This is a genomic window from Streptacidiphilus sp. PAMC 29251 (genome assembly GCF_054208735.2).
Genome location: NZ_CM135725.2, coordinates 5,390,514 through 5,413,801, shown reverse-complemented (window position 1 = coordinate 5,413,801; position 23,288 = coordinate 5,390,514). Strand labels below are relative to the sequence as shown.

Below are 23,288 nucleotides of genomic sequence, written 5' to 3'. Positions count from 1 at the left end.
TGGAGAACTGAGGCGATATCTGTGGATGGATCTGGGGAAAACCTGGGGATAACTCAACTGCCCTGTGGGTGAAGGGTGCTGCATCCACAGGAGGGGTGGTTTTTCCACTGATACCGTCCCCAGGCAATGTGGATAAAAAAGGGGCCCTGACCAGGCGCAGAGGTGGTTTTCCACTGTTTCCACAAGGCCTACTACTACTACCCACGTATAGAGCACCGGGATGATCGAAAAGCAGGTGGGGGCCAAGATCTGTGGATAACGGCAACCCGACACAGGTTCGAGCCGTCTTCGCCCCATCTGCCTCGGCTGTCGGTGGAGTGCGTCAGACTGTCTCCAGCAACAGGGAGCAGCGATGGCCGCCTCGGCGGGCGCGACTCCCACCGGGATCGTCCCCACCCTGGGGACAGGCTCAAACCGAGAGCCCCCGGATCAGCGCAAGCTGTTGCCACCACCAGTCCAGAACCAGCAGTACACAGGAGGCGGTTACCGGTGAAGTTCCGGGTCGAGCGTGACGTCCTCGCGGAGGCCGTGGCCTGGGCCGCGCGCAGCCTCCCGGCACGGCCTCCGGTGCCGGTGCTGGCCGGGCTGCTGCTGGCGGCCGACGAGGGCAAGCTGAGCCTGTCCGGCTTCGACTACGAGGTCTCCGCCCGGGTGGAGACCGAGGCCGACGTCGAGGAGCCGGGCACGGTCCTGGTCTCCGGCCGGCTGCTGGCCGACATCTCGCGGTCGCTCCCCAACCGTCCGGTGGAGATCTCCACCGACGGCGTGCGGGTGATCGTGCTCTGCGGCAGCTCCCGGTTCACCCTGCCCACCCTGCCGGTGGACGAGTACCCGGCACTGCCGGTGATGCCCACCGTCTCCGGCACCGTGCCCGGTGAGGCCTTCGCGGCCGCCGTGGCCCAGGTGGCCACCGCCGCCGGGCGGGACGACACGCTCCCGGTGCTGACCGGCGTGCGGGTGGAGATCGAGGGGGACCGGGTCACCCTGGCCGCCACCGACCGCTACCGCTTCGCCGTCCGCGACCTGATGTGGAAGCCGGAGCAGGAGGGCCTCTCCGCGGTGGCCCTGGTGCCCGCCAAGACGCTGCTGGACACCGCCAAGTCCCTCAGCGCCGGTGACGTCGTCAGCATCGCCCTGGCGGGCAGCGGCAAGGGCGAGGGCCTGATCGGCTTCGAGGGCGCCGGCCGCCGCACCACCACCCGGCTGCTGGAGGGCGAGTTCCCGAAGTTCCGGGCGCTGTTCCCGACCGAGTTCAACTCGGTGGCGACGATCCAGACCCCGGCCTTCGTGGAGGCGGTCAAGCGCGTCTCGCTGGTGGCCGAGCGGAACACCCCGGTCCGGTTGAGCTTCGAGCAGGGCGTGCTCACCCTGGAGGCCGGTTCCGGCGACGACGCCCAGGCCACCGAGCGGGTGGACGCCGACCTGGAGGGCGACGACATCTCGATCGCCTTCAACCCGGCCTACCTGCTGGACGGCCTCTCCGCGATCGACTCCGCGGTGGCCCAGTTGAGCTTCACCACCTCGACCAAGCCGGCCCTGCTCAGCGGCAAGCACGCGGCCGACGCCGAGGCCGATGAGAGCTACAAGTACTTGATCATGCCGGTGCGGTTGTCCGGCTGAGGCGCAAGCAGGTCACGCGGATGGGTCCCGCGCCCGGTGGGTACACGCCACCGGGCGTAGGCTCCCCCTTGGCGGCAAGGGCGCCGCGCGCTGTGCAGTCACCTCAAAACGAAGGACTCGTGATGGAGCTCGGACTCATCGGTCTCGGCAAAATGGGCGGCAACATGCGCGAGCGCATCCGCCAGGCCGGCCACACCGTGGTCGGCTACGACCGCAACCCCGACCTCGCGGACGTCTCCAGCCTGAAGGACCTGGTCGCAGGCCTGTCCGCGCCGCGCGTGGTGTGGGTCATGGTCCCGGCCGGTGCGCCGACCCAGGCCACCGTGGACGAGCTCGCCGAGCTGCTGGAGCCCGGCGACGTGGTCGTCGACGGCGGCAACTCCCGCTGGACCGACGACGAGAAGCACGGCGCGGACCTCGCGGCCAAGGGCATCGGCTTCGTCGACTGCGGTGTCTCCGGCGGCGTCTGGGGCCTGAAGAACGGCTACGCCCTGATGTACGGCGGCAAGGACGAGGACATCGCCAAGGTCCAGCCGATCTTCGACGCCCTCAAGCCCGAGGGCGATTTCGGCTCGGTCAACGCCGGCAAGGTCGGCGCGGGCCACTTCGCCAAGATGGTCCACAACGGCATCGAGTACGCCATGATGCAGGCCTACGCCGAGGGCTGGGAGCTGCTGGAGGCCGTGGACTCGGTCACCGACGTGCGTGAGGTCTTCCGCAGCTGGCAGGAGGGCACGGTGATCCGTTCCTGGCTGCTCGACCTGGCCGTGAACGCGCTGGACTCCGACGAGCACCTGGAGAAGCTCAAGGGCTACGCCCAGGACTCCGGCGAGGGCCGCTGGACCGTCGAGGCCGCCCTCGACCACGCCGTGCCGCTGCCGGCCATCACCGCCTCGCTGTTCGCCCGCTTCGCCTCGCGGCAGGACGACTCCCGCAGATGAAGATGATCGCCGCGCTGCGCAACCAGTTCGGCGGCCACGCGGTCGAGAACAAGTAACTTCCTTACCCTGTAAGACAACTGACGAGAAGAAGGCCGGCGAGAACCAGAGCATGCACGTCGCGCATCTGTCGCTGGCCGACTTCCGTTCCTACGCCCGGGCCGAGGTTCCGCTCGACCCGGGCGTCACCGCGTTCACCGGTCCCAACGGCCAGGGCAAGACCAACCTGGTCGAGGCGGTCGGCTATGTGGCCACCCTGGCCAGCCACCGGGTGGCCGGCGACGCCCCGTTGGTGCGGCTCGGCGCCGAGCGCGCGGTGGTCCGGGTCAATGTGGTCAGGGACCAGCGGCCGACCCTGGTCGAGCTGGAACTCAACCCGGGCCGGGCGAACCGGGCCAGGATCAACCGCTCCGACAACGTCCGCCCGCGCGACGTGCTCGGACTGCTGCGCACCGTGCTGTTCGCCCCCGAGGACCTGGCCCTGGTGAAGGGCGATCCGGGCGAGCGCCGCCGGTTCCTGGACGAGCTGCTGGTCGCCCGCGCGCCCCGTCTTGCCGGCGTCCGGCAGGACTACGACCGGGTGCTGAAGCAGCGCAACGCGCTGCTGAAGTCGGCCGCGATGGCCCGCCGCTCCAGCGGCCGGGTGGAGCTGTCCACCCTGGACGTCTGGGACGACCACCTGGCCCGGGCCGGGGCCGAGCTGCTGGCCTGCCGGATCGACCTGGTCACCGCGCTGCAGCCGCTGGTCCGCGCCGCCTACGAGGAACTGGCCCCCGGCGGCGGTCCGACCCTGCTGGAGTACCGCAGCTCGATGGGCGAGGGCGTGCCGCTGACCGGCGGCCGGGAGCCGCTGTACGCGGCGCTGCTGGGCGCCATGGGCGCGGCCCGCAAGCAGGAGATCGAACGCGGGGTCACCCTGGTCGGACCGCACCGGGACGACCTCGGCCTGCAGCTGGGCGAGCTGCCCGCGAAGGGCTACGCCAGCCACGGCGAGTCCTGGTCCTACGCGCTGGGGCTGCGGCTGGCCTCCTACGAGCTGCTCCGCGCGGACGGCGGCGAGCCGGTGCTGATCCTGGACGACGTGTTCGCCGAGCTGGACACCCGGCGCCGGGAGCGGCTGGCCGAGCTGGTGGCGAACGGCGAGCAGGTGCTGGTCACCGCGGCGGTGCCGGAGGACGTGCCGGAGGCGCTGGCCGGGGCGCGCTACTCGGTGGCGAGCGGTGAGGTCAGCAGAATCGTCTGAACGCTCCTGATGTCCGTGGGGCCTCGTACGCTTGCATCCCCGGAGCGGGGAGAGTGGGGCTGCTGTGAACGAATCGAGCGAGGCACCGGTGCCGGCGGACGACGAGCCGCAGCTGTCCGGCGTCGACCTGGCCAGGGTGGCCCTGCGCAACGCCAAGGAGCAGGCCAGGCTGCGCGGGGACCATGTGCTGCAGAAGAAGGAGTCCCGGCGCACGGGGTTGCGCTCCGGCGCGCGCGCCGACGGGCGCGACCCCCAGCCGCTGGGCGCCGCGATCAGCCGGCTGGTGTCCGAGCGCGGCTGGGAGGCCCCGGCCGCGGTGGGCGGGGTGATGGGCCGCTGGCCGCAGATCGTCGGCCGGGACCTGGCCGCGCACTGTGAGCCGGAGCACTACGACGAGGAGGACCGGGTGCTCTCGGTCCGCTGCAGTTCCACCGCCTGGGCCACCCAGATCCGGCTGCTGGCGCCGCAGCTGGTGGGGAAGCTGAACCAGGAACTGGGCCACGGCACCGTGCGGTTGATCAAGGTTCAGGGCCCGGCGGGTCCGGCCCGTGCCTACGGCCGGCTGAGGGCCCCGGGAAGCAAGGGACCAGGGGACACCTGGGGGTGACCGTCGGGTCACCGGCCGGATCGGCTGAGGGCCCATGTGAGCCCATCTCGCCCCCCGTGCGCGTGGTGGTACCCATCCGACCCGGATTTCGTGCGGCACGGGGGAAGCCAGGGGCCACCAAAGGCCCATGAGTGTCAGTCCTACCGGTAGACTGGAACGTGAAACCGCCGCTTGCGGTGACTGAGTCGAGAACCGAGGCCGCTCCGGTCCCACCCACGGGGTACGGAAGCTGCCCGAGCTGTGCCAGAAAGGGCGCTTCGTGGCCGATTCCGGCGACCCCAGCCAGACCCCCGAGAACTCCCTGTCCGCCGAGGCCGAGGCTGCCGCCGCAGCCGGTGCCGCCGACCCGGTGCCGGGGGACGCCGACGACCTGTCCCCGGTGACCAGCTCCCTCTCGGAGAACAACTCGTCCTACGACGCCAGTGCGATCACCGTGCTGGAGGGCCTGGACGCGGTCCGCAAGCGCCCCGGCATGTACATCGGCTCCACCGGCGAGCGCGGGCTGCACCACCTCGTCTACGAGGTCGTGGACAACGCCGTCGACGAGGCCCTGGCCGGCCACGCCGACACCATCGGGGTGACCATCCTGGAGGACGGCGGGGTCCGGGTCACCGACAACGGCCGCGGCATCCCGGTCGGCATCGTGCCCGGTCAGGGCAAGCCGGCCGTCGAGGTCGTGCTCACCGTGCTGCACGCGGGCGGCAAGTTCGGCGGCGGCGGCTACTCCGTCTCCGGTGGTCTGCACGGCGTCGGCGTCTCCGTGGTCAACGCGCTGTCCCAGCGCCTCGCGGTGGAGATCCGCACCGACGGCCACCGCTGGACCCAGGACTACAAGCTGGGCGCGCCGACGGCCGAGCTGGAGCAGCACGAGGAGACCGCCGAGACCGGCACCGCGGTCACCTTCTGGGCCGACGGCGACATCTTCGAGACCACCGAGTACTCCTTCGACACCCTGTCGCGGCGCTTCCAGGAGATGGCCTTCCTCAACAAGGGCCTGACCATCGCGCTGACCGACGAGCGCCCGGACCATGTGGACGACGCGGGCACCCCGTTCACGGTGAAGTACCACTACGAGGGCGGCATCGCCGACTTCGTGACGTACCTCAACTCGCACAAGGGCGACCTGATCCACCCCAGCGTGATCGGCTTCGAGGCCGAGGACAAGGGGCGGACGATCTCCTGCGAGGTCGCGATGCAGTGGAACACGGCGTACAGCGAGGGGGTGTACTCCTTCGCCAACACCATCCACACCACCGAGGGCGGCACCCACGAGGAGGGCTTCCGCGCGGCGCTGACCGGCCTGGTCAACCGCTACGCCCGGGAGAAGAAGTTCCTCCGCGAGAAGGACGAGAACCTCACCGGCGAGGACATCCGCGAGGGCCTCACCGCGATCATCAGCGTCAAGCTGGGCGAGCCGCAGTTCGAGGGCCAGACCAAGACCAAGCTGGGCAACACCGAGGCCAAGACCTTCGTCCAGAAGGTGGTGCACGAGCACCTCAACGACTGGCTGGACCGCAACCCCAGCGAGGCCGCGGACATCATCCGCAAGTCCATCACCGCCGCGACCGCCCGGGTGGCGGCCCGCAAGGTGCGCGACCTGACCCGTCGCAAGGGCCTGCTGGAGACCGCCTCGCTGCCCGGCAAGCTCTCGGACTGCCAGAGCAAGGACCCCTCCGAGTGCGAGATCTTCATCGTCGAGGGTGACTCGGCCGGCGGCTCGGCCAAGCAGGGCCGCAACCCGCGGGTCCAGGCCATCCTGCCGATCCGCGGCAAGATCCTGAACGTGGAGAAGGCCAGGATCGACAAGGTCCTGCAGAACACCGAGGTCCAGGCGCTGATCTCGGCCTTCGGCACCGGCGTGCACGACGACTTCGACGTCTCCAAGCTGCGCTATCACAAGATCGTGCTGATGGCCGACGCCGACGTCGACGGCCACCACATCAACACCCTGCTGCTCACCCTGCTGTTCCGCTTCATGCGGCCGCTGATCGAGGGCGGCTACGTGTTCCTGGCCCGGCCGCCGCTCTACAAGATCAAGTGGGGCCGGGACGACTTCCAGTACGTCTACTCCGACCCGGAGAAGGACGCGGTCATCGCGGCCGGCCGGGCGGCGGGCCGCAAGCTCCCCAAGGACGACGCGATCCAGCGCTTCAAGGGCCTCGGCGAGATGAACGCGGAAGAGCTGCGGATCACCACCATGGACCAGGACCACCGCCTCCTCGGCCAGGTCACCCTGGAGGACGCGGCCCGTGCCGACGACCTCTTCTCCATCCTGATGGGCGAGGACGTCGAGGCCCGCCGCTCCTTCATCCAGCGCAACGCCAAGGACGTCCGCTTCCTGGACGTCTGACGCCCGCTCGGCAGCACCGAGAGCACGTCAGAACTGTCCCTGGCAGCACGCACGAGAGGAAACTGACCAGCAGTGGTCGACGACAACCCCACCGGCGCGGACGGCGCCGAGCCCGGACTTCCCGCGCTCCCCACGCTGCCGGAGGCCAACCTCCGGATCGAGCAGGTCGAGCTCGAGAGCGAGATGCAGCGCTCCTACCTCGACTACGCGATGAGCGTGATCGTGAGCCGGGCCCTGCCCGAGGTCCGCGACGGCCTCAAGCCGGTCCACCGCCGGGTGCTCTACGCCATGTACGACGGCGGCTACCGGCCCGAGAAGGGCTACTACAAGTGCGCCCGCGTCGTCGGCGACGTGATGGGCAACTACCACCCGCACGGTGACACCTCGATCTACGACACCGTGGTCCGGCTGGCGCAGCCCTGGTCGCTGCGGATGCCGCTGGTGGACGGCAACGGCAACTTCGGCTCCCCGGGCAACGACCCGGCGGCGGCCATGCGCTACACCGAGTGCAAGATGATGCCGCTGGCCATGGAGATGATGCGGGACATCGACGAGGACACCGTCGACTTCTCCGCCAACTACGACGGCCGCTCGCAGGAGCCCGACGTCCTCCCGGCCCGCTTCCCGAACCTGCTGGTCAACGGCGCCACCGGGATCGCGGTCGGGATGGCCACCAACATCCCGCCGCACAACCTGCGCGAGGTCGCGTCGGGCGCGCTCTGGTACCTGAACAACCCGACCGCCTCCAACGAGGAGCTGCTGGAAGCCCTGATCGAGCGGATCAAGGGCCCGGACTTCCCGACCGGGGCGCTGATCGTCGGCCGCCGCGGCATCGAGGACGCCTACCGCACCGGCCGCGGCTCGATCACCATGCGCGCGGTGGTCGAGGTCGAGGAGATCCAGGGCCGGCAGTGCCTGGTCATCACCGAGCTGCCGTACCAGGTGAACCCGGACAACCTGGCGCTGAAGATCGCCGACCTGGTCAAGGACGGCCGGGTCGGCGGCATCGCCGACGTCCGGGACGAGTCCTCGTCCAGGACCGGCCAGCGCCTGGTGGTCGTGCTCAAGCGCGACGCGGTGGCCAAGGTGGTGCTGAACAACCTCTACAAGCACACCGACCTGCAGACCAACTTCGGCGCCAACATGCTGGCCCTGGTCGACGGGGTGCCGCGGACGCTGGCGGTCGACGCCTTCATCCGGCACTGGGTGAACCACCAGGTCGAGGTCATCGTCCGGCGCACCACCTTCCGGCTGCGCAAGGCCGAGGAGCGGGCCCACATCCTGCGCGGCCTGCTCAAGGCGCTGGACGCGATCGACGAGGTCATCGCGACGATCCGCCGCTCCAACACGGTGGAGGAGTCGCGGGCGGGCCTGATGGCCCTGCTGCAGATCGACGAGATCCAGGCCAACGCGATCCTGGAGATGCAGCTGCGCCGGCTGGCCGCGCTGGAGCACCAGAAGATCACGGCCGAGTACAACGAGCTGATGACCAAGATCAACGAGTACAATGCGATCCTGGCCTCGCCCGACCGGCAGCGCGCGATCATCGCCGAGGAACTGGCGATCATCGTGGAGAAGTACGGCGACGACCGCCGCAGCACGCTGATCCCCTACGAGGGGGACATGTCGGTCGAGGACCTCATCGCCGAAGAGGACATCGTCGTCACCATCACCCGCGGCGGGTACGTCAAGCGCACCCGCAGCGACCTGTACCGCTCGCAGAAGCGCGGCGGCAAGGGCGTGCGCGGGGCGCAGCTGAAGCAGGACGACATCGTCGACCACTTCTTCGTGACCACCACCCACAACTGGATCCTGTTCTTCACCAACAAGGGCCGGGTCTACCGGGCCAAGGGCTACGAGCTGCCGGACGCCGGCCGCGACGCCCGCGGCCAGCACGTGGCCAACCTGCTGGCGTTCCAGCCGGGCGAGCACATCGCCCAGGTGATGGCGGTGCGGACGTACGAGGCCGCTCCCTATCTGATCCTGGCGACCCGCGAGGGCCTGGTGAAGAAGACCCCGCTGAAGGACTACGACTCGCCCCGCTCCGGCGGTCTGATCGCGATCAACCTGCGCACCGACGGCGAGGGCCGGGACGACGAGCTGATCGGCGCCGCGCTGGTCTCCGCCGAGGACGACCTGCTGCTGGTCAGCAAGAAGGCCCAGGCGATCAGGTTCACCCCGACCGACGAGGCGCTGCGGCCGATGAGCCGGGCCACCTCGGGTGTGAAGGGGATGAGTTTCCGCGAGGGCGACGAACTGCTCTCGATGAACGTCATCCGCCCCGGCACCTATGTGTTCACCGCGACCGACGGCGGTTACGCCAAGCGGACGAAGGTGGACGAGTACCGCGTTCAGGGCCGCGGCGGTCTGGGGATCAAGGCAGCGAAGATCGTCGAGAACCGCGGCATCCTGGTCGGTGCCCTGGTTGTGGAGGAAACGGACGAAATCCTGGCAATCACCCTGGGCGGCGGAGTAATTCGCACAAGGGTTTCCGGAGTTCGTGAAACCAGTCGTGACACCATGGGCGTCCAACTGATCAACCTGGGTAAGCGGGACGCCGTCGTCGGCATCGCCCGCAACGCCGAGGGTGCCGGTGAGGACGAACTCGACGAGAACGGCGAGGGCGGGACCGAGGACCTCGTGATCGCCGACCTGGATGCGGCCGACGCGCTGTCGTCGGACGCACCCGGGGCGGTCGACCGTGAGAACCTCGAAGACGAGGACCTCGAAAACGACGGCCTCGACGGCCTCGACGACGAGGAAGGGGAGCAGGCGGACGGCGCGTCCGACTGATCCCTGGACTCCGATGTGTGAAGCGTCGGCGCGTGGCGTACGGTCGGGCCCTGGCGGTAGCCGGGGCCCGGTCGGCTGCGACGGGGTCGAACGGGCGGCACAGTACCGAGCACAGCAGCTGACACATGGACACTGACCAGGGCCGACCGGCCCTGGTGGGGAACTGCGGGAGGACCAGGGTGAGTGGAGCCACGGGCGCGACAGGCGGTGCCGGGAGCGGCGCCGCGAAGCGCGGAGGCCCGGGGCCGAGCGTGCCCCAGGGTGGGGCGGGCGTCGGTCCCACCGACCGCGTTCCCGGATTCGGACCCGCCGCGGCGGGCCGCGAGGCGGCGGGGACGACCTCGATGATGCCGACCGTCCAGGCGGCCGCGTCCGGGGGGACCCCGCCGCGGGCGCCCGCCGTGGGCGGCGCCCCGCGCCGCCGCCAGGGCGGTCCGCAGGGCCAGCAGGCGAAGCAGCAGGCCGCTCCGGCGGCCCCGCCGCAGCCGGCCCAGGCCCCGGCCGCGGCCCCGGAGCGGCCCGGCTACTCCAAGCCGACGACGTACCAGAAGGGCCAGCCCACCCCGGCCCGCGGCACCCAGGTCCCGCCGGGCTCCGGCGCAGGTCCCGGGGTCGGCCCGGTGGCCGCCGCGGTGGCGGCCCCCGCTCCGCCGGTGGGCCGTCCCGGCCCCGCCGCGCCTGCGGCGGCCCCGGCGGCCGGTCCGGCCGCCGCCCCGTCCGGCCGGACCCGGCGGGCCCGGCTGCGGGTCGCCAGGACCGACCCCTGGTCGGTGATGAAGATCAGCTTCCTGCTGTCCATCGCGCTCGGTGTGATCACCGTGGTCGGCGTGGCGCTGCTGTGGATGGTGCTGGACACCGCCCAGGTCTTCAGCTCGGTCGGCGGCACGCTGAAGCAGGCCACCGGGACCGACCAGAACGGCGGGTTCGACCTCCAGTCGTACCTGTCCTTCAGCAATGTGATGACCTTCACAGCGCTGATCGCCGTGATCGACGTGGTGCTGCTGACCGCCCTGGCGACGCTGGGCTCCTTCATCTACAACACCGCGGCCGGCATGACCGGCGGCGTGGAGCTCACCCTCGCCGAGGAGGACTAGCTCCCCCGCTAGCCCCCCGCTAGCCCCCTGCGGGGTCCCGGACGGTGTTTCCGCACCTCCGGGACCCTGCCCCGGGGAACGGATTTGGGCAGATCCGCGTCGGTGCGCTAATCTTTCAACGCAACGCAGCAGCGGGCGCCTATAGCTCAGACGGTTAGAGCGCTTCCCTGATAAGGAAGAGGCCCCAGGTTCAAGTCCTGGTAGGCGCACTCGCACAGAAGCCCCATCGACCCGGTCGATGGGGGCTTCTGCTTCGTTCCAGGGGCTACGGGCCATGGGCCCACGGGCCACGACCGACGGGTGGACGAGTGATGCCGGCACTGTTCGCGATGACGATCCCCGGGCTGGTCTGCCTGCTGGCGCTGGTGGCGCTGGTCGACCAGCTGGCGCTGCGGGCCGGGCGGGCGAAGTGGGTCCCCTGGCGCGGCAGCGGGCGGGAGGGGCAGATATCGGCGACCGGTTTCGAGCAGCTGCACGCCGTCTTCGCGGCCGGGAAGCAGCAGCAGCTGGACGAGCGGAAGAGCTCGCTGATGCTCAGGGACGACGAGGGCGACGGCGCCCCGCCGCGGACCGAGGTGGATCTGGAGGGCGGCCGGGTCGTGCTCCGGCTGCCCCGGGGCTGACCGGGCGTCAGCAGGGCGGCTGGGGGCGGGTGGGCCGCGATCGGCGCAGCCCGGGTTGCGGCTCACGCCGGGTGTGTATCATCGGCCGGGAGGACGGCAGCCCCCTTCCGGCTGCCGCCGCACAGTACCGGCACAGAAGGACGAGGTCGCGCGGTGAAGAAGCTTCTCCTGGTAGTCCTGGCTGCTCTTGGTGGGTACTTCGTGTACCGCCAGGTCCAGGCGGACCGCGCCGAGCAGGATCTGTGGACCGAGGCCACCGACGCTGTTCCGGCCGGCGCCCGCTGAGGACCGCCGCATCCGTGCGGCGCGGCAACCCCGGCCGATCGGTCGGGGTTGCGCCCGTGAACGACCCCGTGCACGACCCGCTGAACAGAACCGCGAACAACCCAGGTCAGGGTTTCCTCCGGGAACCGGTACCCTGGTGCGCGGTGGTTCTGGTCAGAGCCGCTGAGGGGCCTTAGCTCAGTTGGTAGAGCGCCGTCTTTGCATGGCGGATGTCAGGGGTTCGACTCCCCTAGGCTCCACCCCATAAATGCCCTTTGACCTGCGGAAACGTGGAGTCGGAGGGCATTTTTCGTACCCACTGGTGGGCACGGCCGTGCCCACTGGGAGTTCGGGGGTTCAAGCAGGGGTGCCGTCTGCTCCTGTTTGATCCTTCGAGTTGTCTGAGATCACCATGCGTTTGACCTGCGAAAACATGGGTCCGCGTCTCCCCAGGGAGCCTCGTGCCTCCCCTGGGCCTGGAGGGCGCGCCGGGGCCCGGAGCGGTGGCGGTGCGAGCTGCCGCTGTGAAGTCCGGAGCGATGGTGCTGGCCCGTACGATGGCGGTGTCCGTTGGCCGCTTGGGAGGCGCGCGATGAGCTCGATTTACCCGGGGCACGCGCAGTGGCTGCGGCAGGTACGGCGGTCGATGAAGCTGCCCAAGGCGGTCAAGCTGCTGTTCGACCAGGGGCGTCTGTACCTGTCCCCGGTGACGGAGGCCCACAGTGTGGCGGACGACTCGATCCGGCTGCAGCTGGCGGAGCAGCTCGCCGGCGAGGCGGGGCTGCACGTCACGCGCGACAAGGGGGTGCTGCCGGAGCTGGACGGCTACACGCCTGAGCCGGACGTGTTGGTGGTGGACGCGGGAGTACTTGGTCCGGGGGACGCTTTCGTCGCGCAGGAGCATGTGCACTTCGTTGCCGAGAGCGTGTCGCGTTCCACGGTCGGTCAGGACTACGGGCGCAAGCTCAACCAGTACGCGGCGCGCGGCATCCCGGTGTACCTCGTCGTGGACGTCCTGACCGGGGAGTGCGTCCTGTACCGGGAGCCGAAGGGGGACGAGTACACCTCGGCGGTGCCCTACCGCTTCGGCGAGGAGGTTCGTTTCACCCTCGCCGGGGTCGCTGTGACGGTGCGCACCGACTTCAAGAAGATCTGCTGAGTTCTGTCGCTCCTTGAGCCGAGGCGGCGCGACTACGGGTTCCCGTGAACTCCTTGCGAGACTGCGCCGAAGCCGGCTGCTCCCCGCACTTGCGGGGGTGGTCCCCATATCCGGGGCTCCTGCGTCTCCGGGTGATTCTGCTTCCAGGGCCCGGTGGGGACGGTTTGGTCTTGGTCTCGGTCGGCTCGGGCATCAAGGTGGTGTCTGGGGATGCCTCGTCGGGGTGGGGTGCGTGGCATTCTTGGGGATGGACCGGAGGCGTCGACACTGCTGGAGGGGCGTTGATGTGAGTACTGCGTTGCCGCAATGGATGTACCCGCCCCGTGAGAGCGGCTGGGAGGCGGAGGACCTGGACCTGCTGCCGGCTGACGCACCTCGTCATATCGAACTGCTCGACGGAGCGCTGATCTTCAACATGTCCCCGCAGCGCAGTTGGCACGACCGCGTCATCCGTCGACTGACTGCAGCGCTGGAGAGTGCCGCGCCCGTCGGGTGGACCGTGGAGGCCCAGATGACGGTCACGCTCAACCGCCGGAGCCGGCCCGAGCCCGACATCATCGCGGCGAGTGTGCCCTATCTCCCGGAGCGGACCCGTTTCGTCCCCGAAGAGGTCGCGCTGGTGGTCGAGGTCGTCTCCGCGGAGTCGCAGGACCGCGACCGCCGCTACAAGCCGGGCCTGTACGCCGATGCCGGCATCCGCCACCTGTGGCGCATCGAGGACGAACACGGCCTACCCGTCGTGCACACCTACGAGCTCGACGACACCACCCGGGCGTATGTCGCTACCGGCGTTCACCGCGACCGGCTGCGCACCCCGGTCCCCTTCCCGCTGGATCTGCACCCCGCCGACCTCGCCCGGTGACCTGAACCTAATGTCGTCACCGCCCTGTTGGCAGGTCAGGAGAGGTTCCGGATCGAGCAGGATCGGCGACTCAGGAGGATGGAGACGGATGATCCAGGTCTGGCCCCGGATCTGCTCCGCGCGCTCGCGGGGATGGTCCCGTTTTGTCCTGCGGGGGTCGCTCCCCTGCGGGATTCCGGCATCCTGCTCTGACCTGCGGTAGGGGCGGCAAGTCGCCCGTGTCCTCTCAGTCGCGTGGCCGGGCCCATTGCTGTCGGAGCCACGCCAGTTCGGTCTCGGCGCGGACCCGGGCTGCCTGCTCGCGGGTGAACACCGCGTCGGTCTTGGTCAGGACCAGGGTGTAAGGGCTTCCCTGACGGCGGGTGGTGTGGGTCATGGGCAGGTCGGCCAGCTCGATGCGGTTGTGGATGTGGCGGCGCCGGTCCTTCGCGAGCGGCCAGTCCATGACCCGGCGGGTGCGGGAGGCGAGGAAGGCGTCGAGAACGGGGCAGAGGTCGCAGCTGGACCGGCAGGTACCGGCCGGGGCGAGTGACCAGTCGTCCGCTGCCCGTACCGGGCGGGCGAGGGCTGCGGTCAGCCGGACGTCGCAGTGGTCGGCGAGCGACTGGAACGCGCTTGCCGCGGGCGTGCCGACGCTCAGTACGGGCGGGCGGGCTGCCGTGTGCAGGGCCGGGAGCAGGCACTCCAGCGCGGTGTCCGGCAGCGCGCGCAGGGCGCTGGTGATCGTGTCGGCGGTTTCGGGGTCGGCGGCCCGCAGGATGTGGGCCAGCGTGGTGCCGAGCCGCTCCAGGCTCGCACGGCGTTCCTGCTCCTGGCCCACGTCGATCCAGCTGCCGAGCCGCTGCCGGGCCGTCTGCCAGGCTCCCTGGACCAGCGGTGCGGCCACCGCGTTCCCGTCACCTTCGGCGGCTCGCAGCGCGGCGCAGAGACCTGGCAGGGACGCGAGCCACGTATCGCGGTCGGCTCCGGTGAAGGCGCCGACCGGACCGAGCCAGCTGTCTACGGCCTCACGTGCCCACACCCGCCCGTACAGTCCGGCAGCTGTCGCGAGCTGAGGGGCGTGCGACTCGTTCAGGGTCTCCACTCCGAAGGGGGCGAGGAGCATTCCGGCGGTGTCCGCTTCCCCCAGCCCCACCGCGACGCGCAGCGCGGCAGCGAAGAGCGCGGGCCCCGAACCCTGGTGCTTCCAGAACGGCGCGAGTGTCCGGGCGAGCGTTCGTGCCGGCTCGGGCTTCCCTGTGTCCAGGGAGTGCTGGAGCTCCTGAAGGGCTCCCGCGGAGTCCGCCTCGGCGCGGGCCGGGAAGGAGCGCTGCCGCGGCCAGAGCACCACCGCGGCCCGCCGGTACCAGCGGTCCAGGGTGTTGCCGTAGTTGCCCATGTAGCCCTCGTACTCGGACTGGTAGGGCGTGAGGTCCCTGTTCTCGGTGGTGGCGCACACCTCGGCGTACGGGACCGGCAGCGAGATCTGTTCGCCGCCGGTGTCGTCGGGGCGGGTCCACCAGCCGAGGGTGATCTCGTCGTCGACCAGGTCGTTCAGTACGTAGTCGGAGAAGTCGCCGCTGCGGCGCGGCGTTCGGCTCCGGGCTCGCCGTCGGGGTCGAGGAGGCACTCGCCTTCGCACTCCTCGTCCTCGCAGTCGTCGGAGTGCTCCGATTCGTCATAGCCGTAGCGGTCGTAGGGCGGTACGGCGTCCCAGGTCTCCTTCACTTCCGCCAGTGCGAGGACCGCCTCGCAGTCCGCCTGTCCGGCGGCCCGGCGGAGCAGGGCAGCGCGGCCGGCGTCGGCGCCCTTGAGCATGTCCCAGCCCAGGCCGCGCTGGGTGTACTCGTGGTCGAGGAGGTAGACGAGCCGGTTGGGCGGTGCAGCCTTGTTGCGGCCGTAGCCGTACTGCTGCTCGGCTGGCTGGGAGAAGTGCTCGGTCAGGCAGTGGGCCAGGTCGGCCACCGGGCTGTCGTCCTGGCCGCCGGTCGGCCGGAGGCGCTCGGCGAGCAGGTTCATGGTGAGGGCGATGCGGTAGCCGGAGGTGACGGGCCTGACCTCGTGACGGCAGTCCGCGTAGAAGGCAGCGAAGGTCAGCCGCTCCCGGGACGCCTGGTAGGTGGTGCTTCGGCCGGCGTGTTCGATGACGAGTTCGCCGCCGGTGTGGTGCGAGGGCAGCGAGACCACCAAGGTGCCCACCATGGCGTCGTTCTTCTCGGAGTCCTGGTGCGGCAGGAAGAACTGGCCCTTGCCGTAGACGAGCAGTGCGTGCGGTTCGGCGCGCAGGGTGGTGGTGGGCGGAAGACCGAGTGCGGTGCGCACACGGTCGAGGGCACCGTCCAGCGTGCGGTCCCAGTCGGGGCCGCCCAGGGTGAACCGGTCCGGGGTGATCTCCCAGGTGTCGCGCACGCTGGTGTCGGACAGGGTCTGCTCACCGCGGCCGAAGCGGGCCTGCCGGGCCTGGGCGATCAGCTTCCTGGTGACCGGGGCGCGCAGCGGCAGCGGCAGCTCGCCGAGGCCGTCCACCGCGATACGTAGTGCACTGGCGTCCACCTCCATGCGGGTACTGAAGTCCCCGCGCTGCTGCGAGTGGTCGAGCAGCTCCGCCAGTCGCTTCCGTGCTCCTTGTCCCATGGCGTGTCCGCCCCTCTGGCCGGCATCGTGCCGTTCCGACTGCTCCGAAAACCCTAGCGCCGGCCGACGTGGGAGGCCGGGATGTTCTGACCCCGCTGCCGGGCAGCCCCTATCCTCCGGGTCCGCGGAAAGGAGAAGCCGATGAGCGTTGATGCGGTCATGCACACCGGAGGGCAAGCCGCTGACCTTTGCCAGCTGGTTCACCAACTGGCTGGACCAGGCCGAACATGCTGTCCGACAGTCTCGGAGGTGGTGGCGCCTGCGTCGGTCATGACGGATGTCTAGCCGGGGATGCTGTCCGCGAGCTGGTCGGCGACGGTGCGGGGTTCGCGGCCGAGGAGTGCGGCCAGCAGGGGGCCTGTCCCGGCGAAGCGGCCTTGGCGAGCGGCTTGGAAGGTGGTGAGCGTCATCCGGGCCATCACCTCGGGTGTGCCGGCCGCGACCTTGGCAGCGATCCACTCCTCGTCGTCCACGACGACGCGCTTGATCGTGCGTCCGGTGATCTCGGAGGCCAGGGCGGCGACCTCGTCGAGGGTCACGGCCTGCCGCGCGGTGAGGGCGACCGGTCCGTCGAAGGTGCGGTCACCGGCGAGGATGACGGCTGCCGCCTCGGCGGCGTCGGCGCGGTCGGTCCATGAGACCGGTCCGTCCGCCGGGGCGGTGATCGTGCCGGTCTCCTGCCAGGGGCCGAGCAGCCAGCCCAGGCTGTGGGCGTAGAAGCCGTTGCGCAGGGAGGTCCAGGCGACGGCCGATTCGGCGAGGAGCCGCTCGGTGGCGGCGTGGTCGCGTGCCGGGTGGAAGGGGCTGTCGGCGCCGGCGCCCTGGTGGCTGGTGTACAGGATGCGCTGGGCTCCCGCCTGGACCGCGGCCTCGATTCCGACGCGGTGCAGGGCGACCGCGTCCGCGTGCGGGTCGTTGGAGGACACCAGCAGGACCTGGTCGGCCCCCTCGAAGGAGTCGCGCAGCGCGGCCGGGTCCTCGTAGGAGCCCTGGCGCACGCGCACGCCGCGGTCAGCGAAGTGGCGGGCCTTGTCGGTGCTGCGGACGCTGACGCCGATCCGGTCGGCCGGGATGCGCTTGAGGAGGTGTTCGACGGTGGCGCCGTTGAGGGCGCCGGTCGCACCAGTGATGACGATCATGCTTGGGTTCCTTTCGTACCTGCCCCGCGTGGTCTTGGGCAGGCTGGTCAGTCTCAGTCGCTGCGCAGCAGCGGCAGCAGGATGTCGTCGACGAGGTGTTCGACGAAGCGCTCGTCGCAGCTCTCGCCGGCGACGACGATCCGGTGCACGATGACGGCCGGGGCGACCTCCGCGAACAGCTCGGCGGCCCGTGGCACCAGCCGGTCGACGTGCTCGACCGCCCCGTGCAGGGACTGGTCGGTCATCGCGGCCTCGTCGCGGCGCAGGATGCGGCGCATGTGGGCTGCGAGGTCGGGATCGCTGCGCATGCCGGCGAAGAGCGCGCCCAGGAGCCCGATCTCCTGTTCGGCGATCTGCTGTGCCAGCCACCCGACCACGGCCAGCAGGTTCTCGCGCAGGTCTCCCGAGCGGGCCTGCGGCGGGGTGCTGCTCGACCGGTGCTTGACCGCGGCGGCCACCAGGGCGGCCTTGTCGCTGTAGCGGCGGTAGATCGTGGTCTTGGCCACCGCGGCGCGGGCGGCGATCGACTCCATGGACAGCTGGTCGTAGCCGACCTCGGTCAGGAGCTGAAGCGCCGCATCGAGGATGGCCGAGTCGCGGTTGGCATCGCGCGGCCGGCCCGTCGCCGACGTCGCGTCCGAACCACCAGCACGCGAGCGGGCCAGTGAACTCATCGACGACCACCTCCAGTTTAGATACGCTACGGTTGCGTATCTAAAGTAAACCGGGATGGGCAGCCGGTCAAACCGCTGCTCACGTCAGCCGCCCGCGCCCTGGCCCGGCTGTGGCTGTGGCTGGGGCTGTCGGCCGCGGGCAGCCCCCGCGGGTCGTCCCGCGTCAGGGCACGTCCGGGGGCTTGGCCGATTCGGCGCGTCGGTATTCGGCGTTGATGCGTTGGGCTTCTTCGAGTTGGTCTTCGAGGATGACGATGCGGCAGGCGGCTTCGATGGGGTGCCCTGGTCGACGAGTTCGCGGGCGCGGGCGGCGATGCGCAGCTGGTAGCGGGAGTAGCGGCGGTGGCCGCCCTCGGAGCGCAGCGGGGTGATCAGGCGGGCTTCGCCGATGGCGCGCAGGAAGCCCTGGGTGGTGCCGAGCATCTCGGCGGCCCGGCCCATGGTGTAGGCGGGGTAGTCGTCGTCGTCGAGACGTCCGAACGAAGCGTCTGCTGTCATCTTGCCTCTCTTTGGAACGCGTGGAGGGGCCCTGGTGCCTGTGGCACCAGGGCCCCGAAGGAACTGCTACACCATCTTCCGGCCTCAGGACTGCGCCGGTCTACTGTGTCCGTACCGCCGACGGGGGGTCGGTCGGCTGGTGCGGGGATCGCGGTTGCTTGACCTCAGACCACCTCGCTATCGATGTCCTGCGGTACCCGGGTTCAGTACTTCCGCCCGGGCGATCCTGATGATGCCTCGCTCCTCCGTTCGTCCCTCTGGGATCTGTCACTTGCCTACTGCTGGTACTGACCTCGTGCGTACTGCTGGTGATGCGAACCGCTCAGTGGCCTGTCGTAGCGCCACTCTTCGGCAGCCAGCCCCGTCGCCCGTCGCCGTCCTGCAACCGCCCTGGCTCCGGAACTCCACCACCGCACCGCCCTGCGAACTGCACCTGCTCGTACTGCTGCCCGGCAGTTCGTTTCTGCCAGGCCCTGCTGTCTTCTTGCCTACGAGAGAAACCATAACCACACCACCACCCGATGTCTACTCCAGCCACGATAGATTTTCCGGTGCCCGTGTCAGAGGTAACCTGCTGCCCCTGTGGAGCGGACGCTCGTGAACATGCCCATGGCCCGCCCTCGGCAGGACCGGGCCGTCGGGACGGGATGCGGCCGTCCATGCAGGAAGCAGCCCCCGGCCTGGGCCTGCGACGCCGGGCGCACGCGGTGAAGCCCGGCTGCCCCCGGGGCCGGACGGCAGAGGGCCCCACCCGTTCCTGGGTGGGGCCCTCTGCCGCTGCGGGACGACCGGCTCAGACGTCCTCGTGGTCCGGGTCCTCGGGGTCGCCGGCCTGCTTGGCCAGGACCTCGGGGTCGAGCAGCACGACTGCCTCGTCCGCCGGAGCGGTGGAGGCCGCCGGGGCGGGACGCGGCGGGAGGGTGGCCGCGGGCGGCTCCACCAGCCAGTCCGGGTTGCTCTGCTGCTGCCACCAGCGCCAGGCCGCCCAGCCGCCGCCGGCCGCCGCGCCCAGGACGCCGACCACCACGACCCGGCGGGTCCAGCGGGAGCCCCTGGAGCGGGTGTGCTTGGCCGCCAGCGCCTCGATCTCGGCGCGGGACACCTGTCCGCGCAGCACCGGCAGGGTGGCCGCACCGCGGGCCCTGGCGATCTGCGCGGCCTGCGAGGTGGCCTGGGCCGCCTCGTCGAAGGCGTGGCTCACGACGGGGACCGCCGTGTTCCTGGCCTTCCTGGCCGCCTTGCGGGTGCGTACCGCGGCCTTGCTGACGGCGTCCTCGACAGAGGGCGGCACCGTCGCCCTGGCCTGGTCCCAAAGTGGTACGACATGGGGCGTGACACGGCTGTCCACGGTGCTCTGTGCGGCGTTCTGGGCGTTCTGCGCCGCTACCCGTGCCTGCTCAACGGCGGACTCGATGTGCGGGGCCAGCCGCTGCCATGCCTCGTCGGTGTAGTGCGCTGCCGCGTCCCGTGCGCTCGCGGCGTAGGGGGCGAGCTGCTCCCGGGTCTTCCCGGCAGCCTCGCGCGCTGCGTCGATGCGGGTCACCAGTACCTCCTCCTCGATGGCGTCCGAATTCTCACCTGTCCACCCAGTTAAAGATCATGCGCGCCGGAACGTACCAAGGCGCGCCGGAACGGCCCCGGGGCTTCCCTGCATCCTGCTCCTTTGCGCCGCTTTGTGCAGGGCGTGGGAGGATTCGCTGTGTCAGAGCTGTACGCGGAAGTACGCAGGACTGCAGGAAGGCGCATCGTGGCCGAGGAACTGTTCGCCACTCTCAGGACCAACCACGGGGACATCGAGGTCAGGCTGCTCCCGAACCACGCCCCGAAGACGGTGGCCAACTTCGTGGAGCTGGCCGAGGGGTCCCGGGAGTGGACCGACCCCCGCACGGGTGCCAAGTCGCAGGGGCGGCTGTACGACGGAACGGTGTTCCACCGGGTCATCTCCGGCTTCATGATCCAGGGCGGGGACCCGCTCGGCACCGGCACCGGCGGCCCCGGCTACCAGTTCGGCGACGAGTTCCACCCGGACCTGGCCTTCGACCGCCCGTACCTGCTGGCCATGGCGAACGCCGGCCCGGGCACCAACGGCTCGCAGTTCTTCATCACGGTGGCCCCGACCGGCCACCTGAACCGGAAGCACACCATCTTCGGCGAGGTCACCGGCCAGGACGGCCGGGCCGTGGTGGACGCGATCGCGGCCGCCAAGGTCACCCCGTTCAACGACCGCCCGGTCGAGGACGTGGTGATCGAGTCGGTCGAGATCTCCCGCCGCTAGAGGTGTCACCAGAGACGCCCCGGGCGTCCCACCGGGCACGGGCCGGGCGTCCCGCCGGGCATCTTTCCCGCCGCTAGGCATTTCCCTCGGGCCCGGTGCACGGCAGGCTTGTGCTGTCGAGCACCGGGCCCGTCGTGTCTCCCGGGCTTCAAGGAACAGGATGAACATGATTGCCACGCTTCCCGACTGCTACCGCCATCCGGGGCGGGAGACCGGGGTGAGCTGCAACCGCTGCGAGCGCCCGGTCTGCCCGGACTGCCGGGTGGAGGCCGCGGTCGGGTTCCAGTGCCAGGAGTGCGTGAGCGGTACCGGTCCGGTCCCGGGCACGGCCGTACGGCAGGCCAGGACCGAGTTCGGCGGGGCCCTGGCCGTCGACGGGACGCTGGTCACCAAGGTCCTGATCGGGCTGAACGTCGCGGTGTGGCTGCTGCACTACGTGATGAGCCCGGCGAACGTGCTCGACCTCTACATGTGGGGCCCGGGGGTGGCGAACGGCCAGTGGTACCGGCTGATCACCTCGGTGTTCTTCCACACCGCCCCCTGGCACATCGCGATGAACATGTGGTCGCTCTGGGTGCTCGGGCCGCCGCTGGAGCGGCTGCTCGGCCGCTGGCGCTTCCTGGCGCTGTACCTGCTGTCGGGGCTGGCCGGCTCCGCCCTGGTGCTGCTGGCGGCTCCGCGGACGCTCACCCTGGGCGCCTCCGGGGCGATCTTCGGCCTGCTGGGCGCGCTGCTGGTGATCCAGCGCAAGCGCGGCTACGAGCTGGGGCCGATCATGGCCATCGTGGTGGTCAACCTGGTCGCCACCTTCGCGATCCCCGGCATCAGCTGGGAGGGGCATGTCGGCGGCCTGGTCGCGGGGCTGCTGGTGGGCTTCGGGCTGGCGCACGCGCCGCTGCGCAACCGCACCGCGGTGCAGGCGGCGGCGGTGCTGGTGGTGGCGCTCGCGGTGCTGGTGGCGACCCTGGCCGGGGTGGCCGCGCTGAACTGAGCCCGGCCGGCCGATCCCGGCCGCCGGCTGGCTGATCCTGGCTGCCGGAGACCGCCCCCGGCGGCGTTCCGGCCGAGTTGTCCACAAGGGGCCCGCACACCTGTGCGGGCCCCTTGGCTTACTGCTGGTCTACCCGCGTCCACCTGCGTACTTGCCCCGATGGACGGGGCCGGGCGGGAGCTTTTTCAGCCCCGATGAATCAAGTTATCCACAGATAGTCATGGTTTTCCCCACTGTGGATAACCATGTGGACAACGCGTGGGAAGCGGCGGCTCGGCCGCTTACTTCCACTGGGTGGAGACGCCGAACCCGCCCGCGATGAACGCGAAGCCGATGACGATATTCCAGTTGTGGAGCGCCGAAATCGGCCACTCGGAACTGGAGACGTAGTAGATGACGATCCAGATCAGGCCGATCAGGAAGAGCGCCAGCATGAACGGGGCGACCCAACTGCGTCCCGAACTCAACTTCACCGCGGTCGCCTGGGCGGGCGGGGTGTAGTCCGACTTTCTTTCGGATACGGGACTTCGGCACGAGGAGCACTCCTGTCGATGCGCTGCGCTGCATGGCCCTAAGGCGCCTGCTGAGCTATGGGTTGTCCTGGAGAAAAAGTGGCACGGCGTGCGGTGCCGCCGCATGCGTCTCCAGCGTCCGTTAGCGTAGTGGCTCGCGGAGTCGGAAGGAGATAAGGGTACGTGCCAGATTCGGAAGAAGTTCCGGACGTGACCGAACCGGCTGCCCGCAAGCGCCCCGGCACCGCCCGAATTGTCGGTCGTTTCGCGACATGTATGGTCTTCGCCCTGGCCGGCTTTCTCTTCTACACCAGCGGACGGGCGGCGCACGGCACCTCGCTCCGCAATGACGACACCCTGCTCCGCCTCTCCGACGTCATACAGCAGCGCAGCCAGCAGAACGCCGCCGCCGAGAGCGGCGTCGCCGGGCTGCGGGCCCAGATCGACGCCCTGGCCGCCCAGCACGCGCAGGACCCGGCCGACATCAAGCGGCTCGGCGCGCTCGAACAGACGGTCGGGCTAGACCCGCTCAGCGGCCCCGGCGTCACGGTCACCCTCAACGACGCCCCGGCCGGGGCCACCGCGAAGATCCCCGGGGTGCCGCAGCCGCAGCCGGACGACCTGGTGGTGCACCAGCAGGACCTGCAGGCCGTCGTCAACGCGCTGTGGCGCGGCGGGGCGACCGGCATCCAGGTCCAGGACCAGCGGCTGATCTCCACCAGCGCGGTGCGCTGCGTCGGCAACCAGCTGATCCTGCAGGGCCGGGTCTACTCCCCGCCCTATGTGATCAGGGCGGTCGGCGACCGCAGCACGCTGAACGCGTCCATCGCCCAGGACACCGCGCTGCAGACCTACCTCCAGTACGTGGCCGCCTACGGGCTCGGCTGGAAGCTCCAGCAGTCGGGGGCGACCACCCTCCCCGCTTATACCGGGACGGCGGACCTCCAGTACGCCAAGACCCAGCAGTGACCCCTAGAGGGGTGTCCGGCGGCGACGCACCGCTCGGAAGATGAACCGACCGGGCATGCCGCCC

18 protein-coding genes, 2 tRNA genes and 3 pseudogenes are annotated in these 23,288 nt (G+C 70.3%); 16 read left to right on the top strand and 7 right to left on the bottom strand.

The annotated features are described in order from the left end of the window. The first annotated feature begins 489 nt into the window (after positions 1-489). The 13 genes and pseudogenes from dnaN to ACXKR8_RS25510 all read left to right on the top strand — a co-directional run bounded on the left by dnaN (position 490) and on the right by ACXKR8_RS25510 (position 13,553). Positions 490-1,620, top strand: coding sequence for a DNA polymerase III subunit beta (gene dnaN, locus ACXKR8_RS25570; protein ID WP_458266913.1), 1,131 nt, complete (start codon positions 490-492; stop codon positions 1,618-1,620). 122 nt (positions 1,621-1,742) lie between these two features. Then, positions 1,743-2,617, top strand: a pseudogene (gene gnd / locus ACXKR8_RS25565) (phosphogluconate dehydrogenase (NAD(+)-dependent, decarboxylating)). A gap of 53 nt (positions 2,618-2,670) precedes the next feature. Beyond that, the gene (gene recF / locus ACXKR8_RS25560; protein WP_458266911.1) at positions 2,671-3,801 is read left to right on the top strand and encodes a DNA replication/repair protein RecF; all 1,131 of its coding nucleotides are present in this window, start codon (positions 2,671-2,673) and stop codon (positions 3,799-3,801) included. Positions 3,802-3,865: 64 nt separating this feature from the next. Further along, positions 3,866-4,408 carry a DciA family protein gene (locus tag ACXKR8_RS25555; RefSeq protein WP_458266910.1) on the top strand — a complete coding sequence of 181 codons (543 nt, stop codon included), beginning with the start codon at positions 3,866-3,868 and terminating at the stop codon, positions 4,406-4,408. Positions 4,409-4,757: 349 nt separating this feature from the next. Next, complete coding sequence (gene gyrB / locus ACXKR8_RS25550) at positions 4,758-6,758, top strand: DNA topoisomerase (ATP-hydrolyzing) subunit B (RefSeq protein WP_458275083.1); 2,001 nt, start codon at positions 4,758-4,760, stop codon at positions 6,756-6,758. A 183-nt stretch (positions 6,759-6,941) separates the two neighbouring features. Next, on the top strand, positions 6,942-9,551 hold the full coding sequence (gene gyrA, locus ACXKR8_RS25545; RefSeq protein ID WP_458275082.1) for a DNA gyrase subunit A: 2,610 nt from the start codon (positions 6,942-6,944) through the stop codon (positions 9,549-9,551). Positions 9,552-9,730: 179 nt separating this feature from the next. Beyond that, positions 9,731-10,645 (top strand): DUF3566 domain-containing protein, encoded by a 915-nt coding sequence (locus ACXKR8_RS25540; RefSeq protein WP_458266909.1) that lies wholly within the window; start codon positions 9,731-9,733, stop codon positions 10,643-10,645. Between the two features lie 135 nt (positions 10,646-10,780). Further along, positions 10,781-10,854: transfer RNA gene (locus tag ACXKR8_RS25535), tRNA-Ile, on the top strand. Between the two features lie 102 nt (positions 10,855-10,956). Then, on the top strand, positions 10,957-11,268 hold the full coding sequence (locus ACXKR8_RS25530) for a DUF6191 domain-containing protein (RefSeq protein WP_458266908.1): 312 nt from the start codon (positions 10,957-10,959) through the stop codon (positions 11,266-11,268). A 153-nt stretch (positions 11,269-11,421) separates the two neighbouring features. Next, positions 11,422-11,553 (top strand): DLW-39 family protein, encoded by a 132-nt coding sequence (locus ACXKR8_RS25525; RefSeq protein ID WP_458266907.1) that lies wholly within the window; start codon positions 11,422-11,424, stop codon positions 11,551-11,553. A 166-nt stretch (positions 11,554-11,719) separates the two neighbouring features. Next, positions 11,720-11,792, top strand: a tRNA-Ala gene (locus tag ACXKR8_RS25520). A 332-nt stretch (positions 11,793-12,124) separates the two neighbouring features. Further along, positions 12,125-12,691 carry a Uma2 family endonuclease gene (locus tag ACXKR8_RS25515; protein WP_458266906.1) on the top strand — a complete coding sequence of 189 codons (567 nt, stop codon included), beginning with the start codon at positions 12,125-12,127 and terminating at the stop codon, positions 12,689-12,691. A gap of 286 nt (positions 12,692-12,977) precedes the next feature. Next, entirely contained in the window at positions 12,978-13,553 is a 576-nt protein-coding gene (locus ACXKR8_RS25510; RefSeq protein WP_458266905.1) for a Uma2 family endonuclease, read from the top strand. A 226-nt stretch (positions 13,554-13,779) separates the two neighbouring features. On the opposite strand, the gene ACXKR8_RS25505 is transcribed toward ACXKR8_RS25510, so the two are convergent. From ACXKR8_RS25505 to ACXKR8_RS25480, 6 genes and pseudogenes are all read right to left on the bottom strand, one after another. Further along, positions 13,780-15,162, bottom strand: a complete 1,383-nt coding sequence (locus ACXKR8_RS25505; RefSeq protein WP_462099852.1) for a hypothetical protein — start codon at positions 15,160-15,162, stop codon at positions 13,780-13,782. Then, positions 15,087-16,166: a 2OG-Fe(II) oxygenase gene (locus tag ACXKR8_RS25500; RefSeq protein WP_462099851.1), complete on the bottom strand. Its 1,080-nt coding sequence runs from the start codon at positions 16,164-16,166 to the stop codon at positions 15,087-15,089. Before ACXKR8_RS25500 ends, ACXKR8_RS25505 begins: the two co-directional genes overlap by 76 nt. Positions 16,167-16,447: 281 nt before the next feature. Further along, positions 16,448-17,305, bottom strand: a complete 858-nt coding sequence (locus ACXKR8_RS25495) for an SDR family oxidoreductase (protein ID WP_458266903.1) — start codon at positions 17,303-17,305, stop codon at positions 16,448-16,450. Positions 17,306-17,358: 53 nt separating this feature from the next. Continuing rightward, a complete protein-coding gene (locus tag ACXKR8_RS25490; protein WP_458266902.1) occupies positions 17,359-17,979 on the bottom strand; it encodes a TetR/AcrR family transcriptional regulator in 621 nt (206 codons plus the stop codon). Positions 17,980-18,142: 163 nt separating this feature from the next. Beyond that, positions 18,143-18,477: pseudogene (locus ACXKR8_RS25485) on the bottom strand (MerR family transcriptional regulator). Positions 18,478-19,270: 793 nt separating this feature from the next. Beyond that, positions 19,271-20,020 (bottom strand): DUF5324 family protein, encoded by a 750-nt coding sequence (locus ACXKR8_RS25480; RefSeq protein ID WP_458266900.1) that lies wholly within the window; start codon positions 20,018-20,020, stop codon positions 19,271-19,273. Positions 20,021-20,224: 204 nt separating this feature from the next. Between ACXKR8_RS25480 and ACXKR8_RS25475 the strand changes: the two genes are divergently transcribed. Together ACXKR8_RS25475 and ACXKR8_RS25470 are read left to right on the top strand one after the other, a co-directional pair. Next, positions 20,225-20,752: a peptidylprolyl isomerase gene (locus tag ACXKR8_RS25475; RefSeq protein ID WP_458266899.1), complete on the top strand. Its 528-nt coding sequence runs from the start codon at positions 20,225-20,227 to the stop codon at positions 20,750-20,752. A gap of 166 nt (positions 20,753-20,918) precedes the next feature. Continuing rightward, positions 20,919-21,743: a rhomboid family intramembrane serine protease gene (locus tag ACXKR8_RS25470; protein ID WP_458266898.1), complete on the top strand. Its 825-nt coding sequence runs from the start codon at positions 20,919-20,921 to the stop codon at positions 21,741-21,743. A 281-nt stretch (positions 21,744-22,024) separates the two neighbouring features. On the opposite strand, the pseudogene crgA reads toward ACXKR8_RS25470, so the two are convergent. Beyond that, positions 22,025-22,277: pseudogene (gene crgA / locus ACXKR8_RS25465) on the bottom strand (cell division protein CrgA). Positions 22,278-22,465: 188 nt separating this feature from the next. On the opposite strand from crgA, the gene ACXKR8_RS25460 reads away from it, so the two are divergent. Continuing rightward, complete coding sequence (locus tag ACXKR8_RS25460) at positions 22,466-23,224, top strand: DUF881 domain-containing protein (protein WP_458266896.1); 759 nt, start codon at positions 22,466-22,468, stop codon at positions 23,222-23,224. Positions 23,225-23,288: the final 64 nt, after the last annotated feature.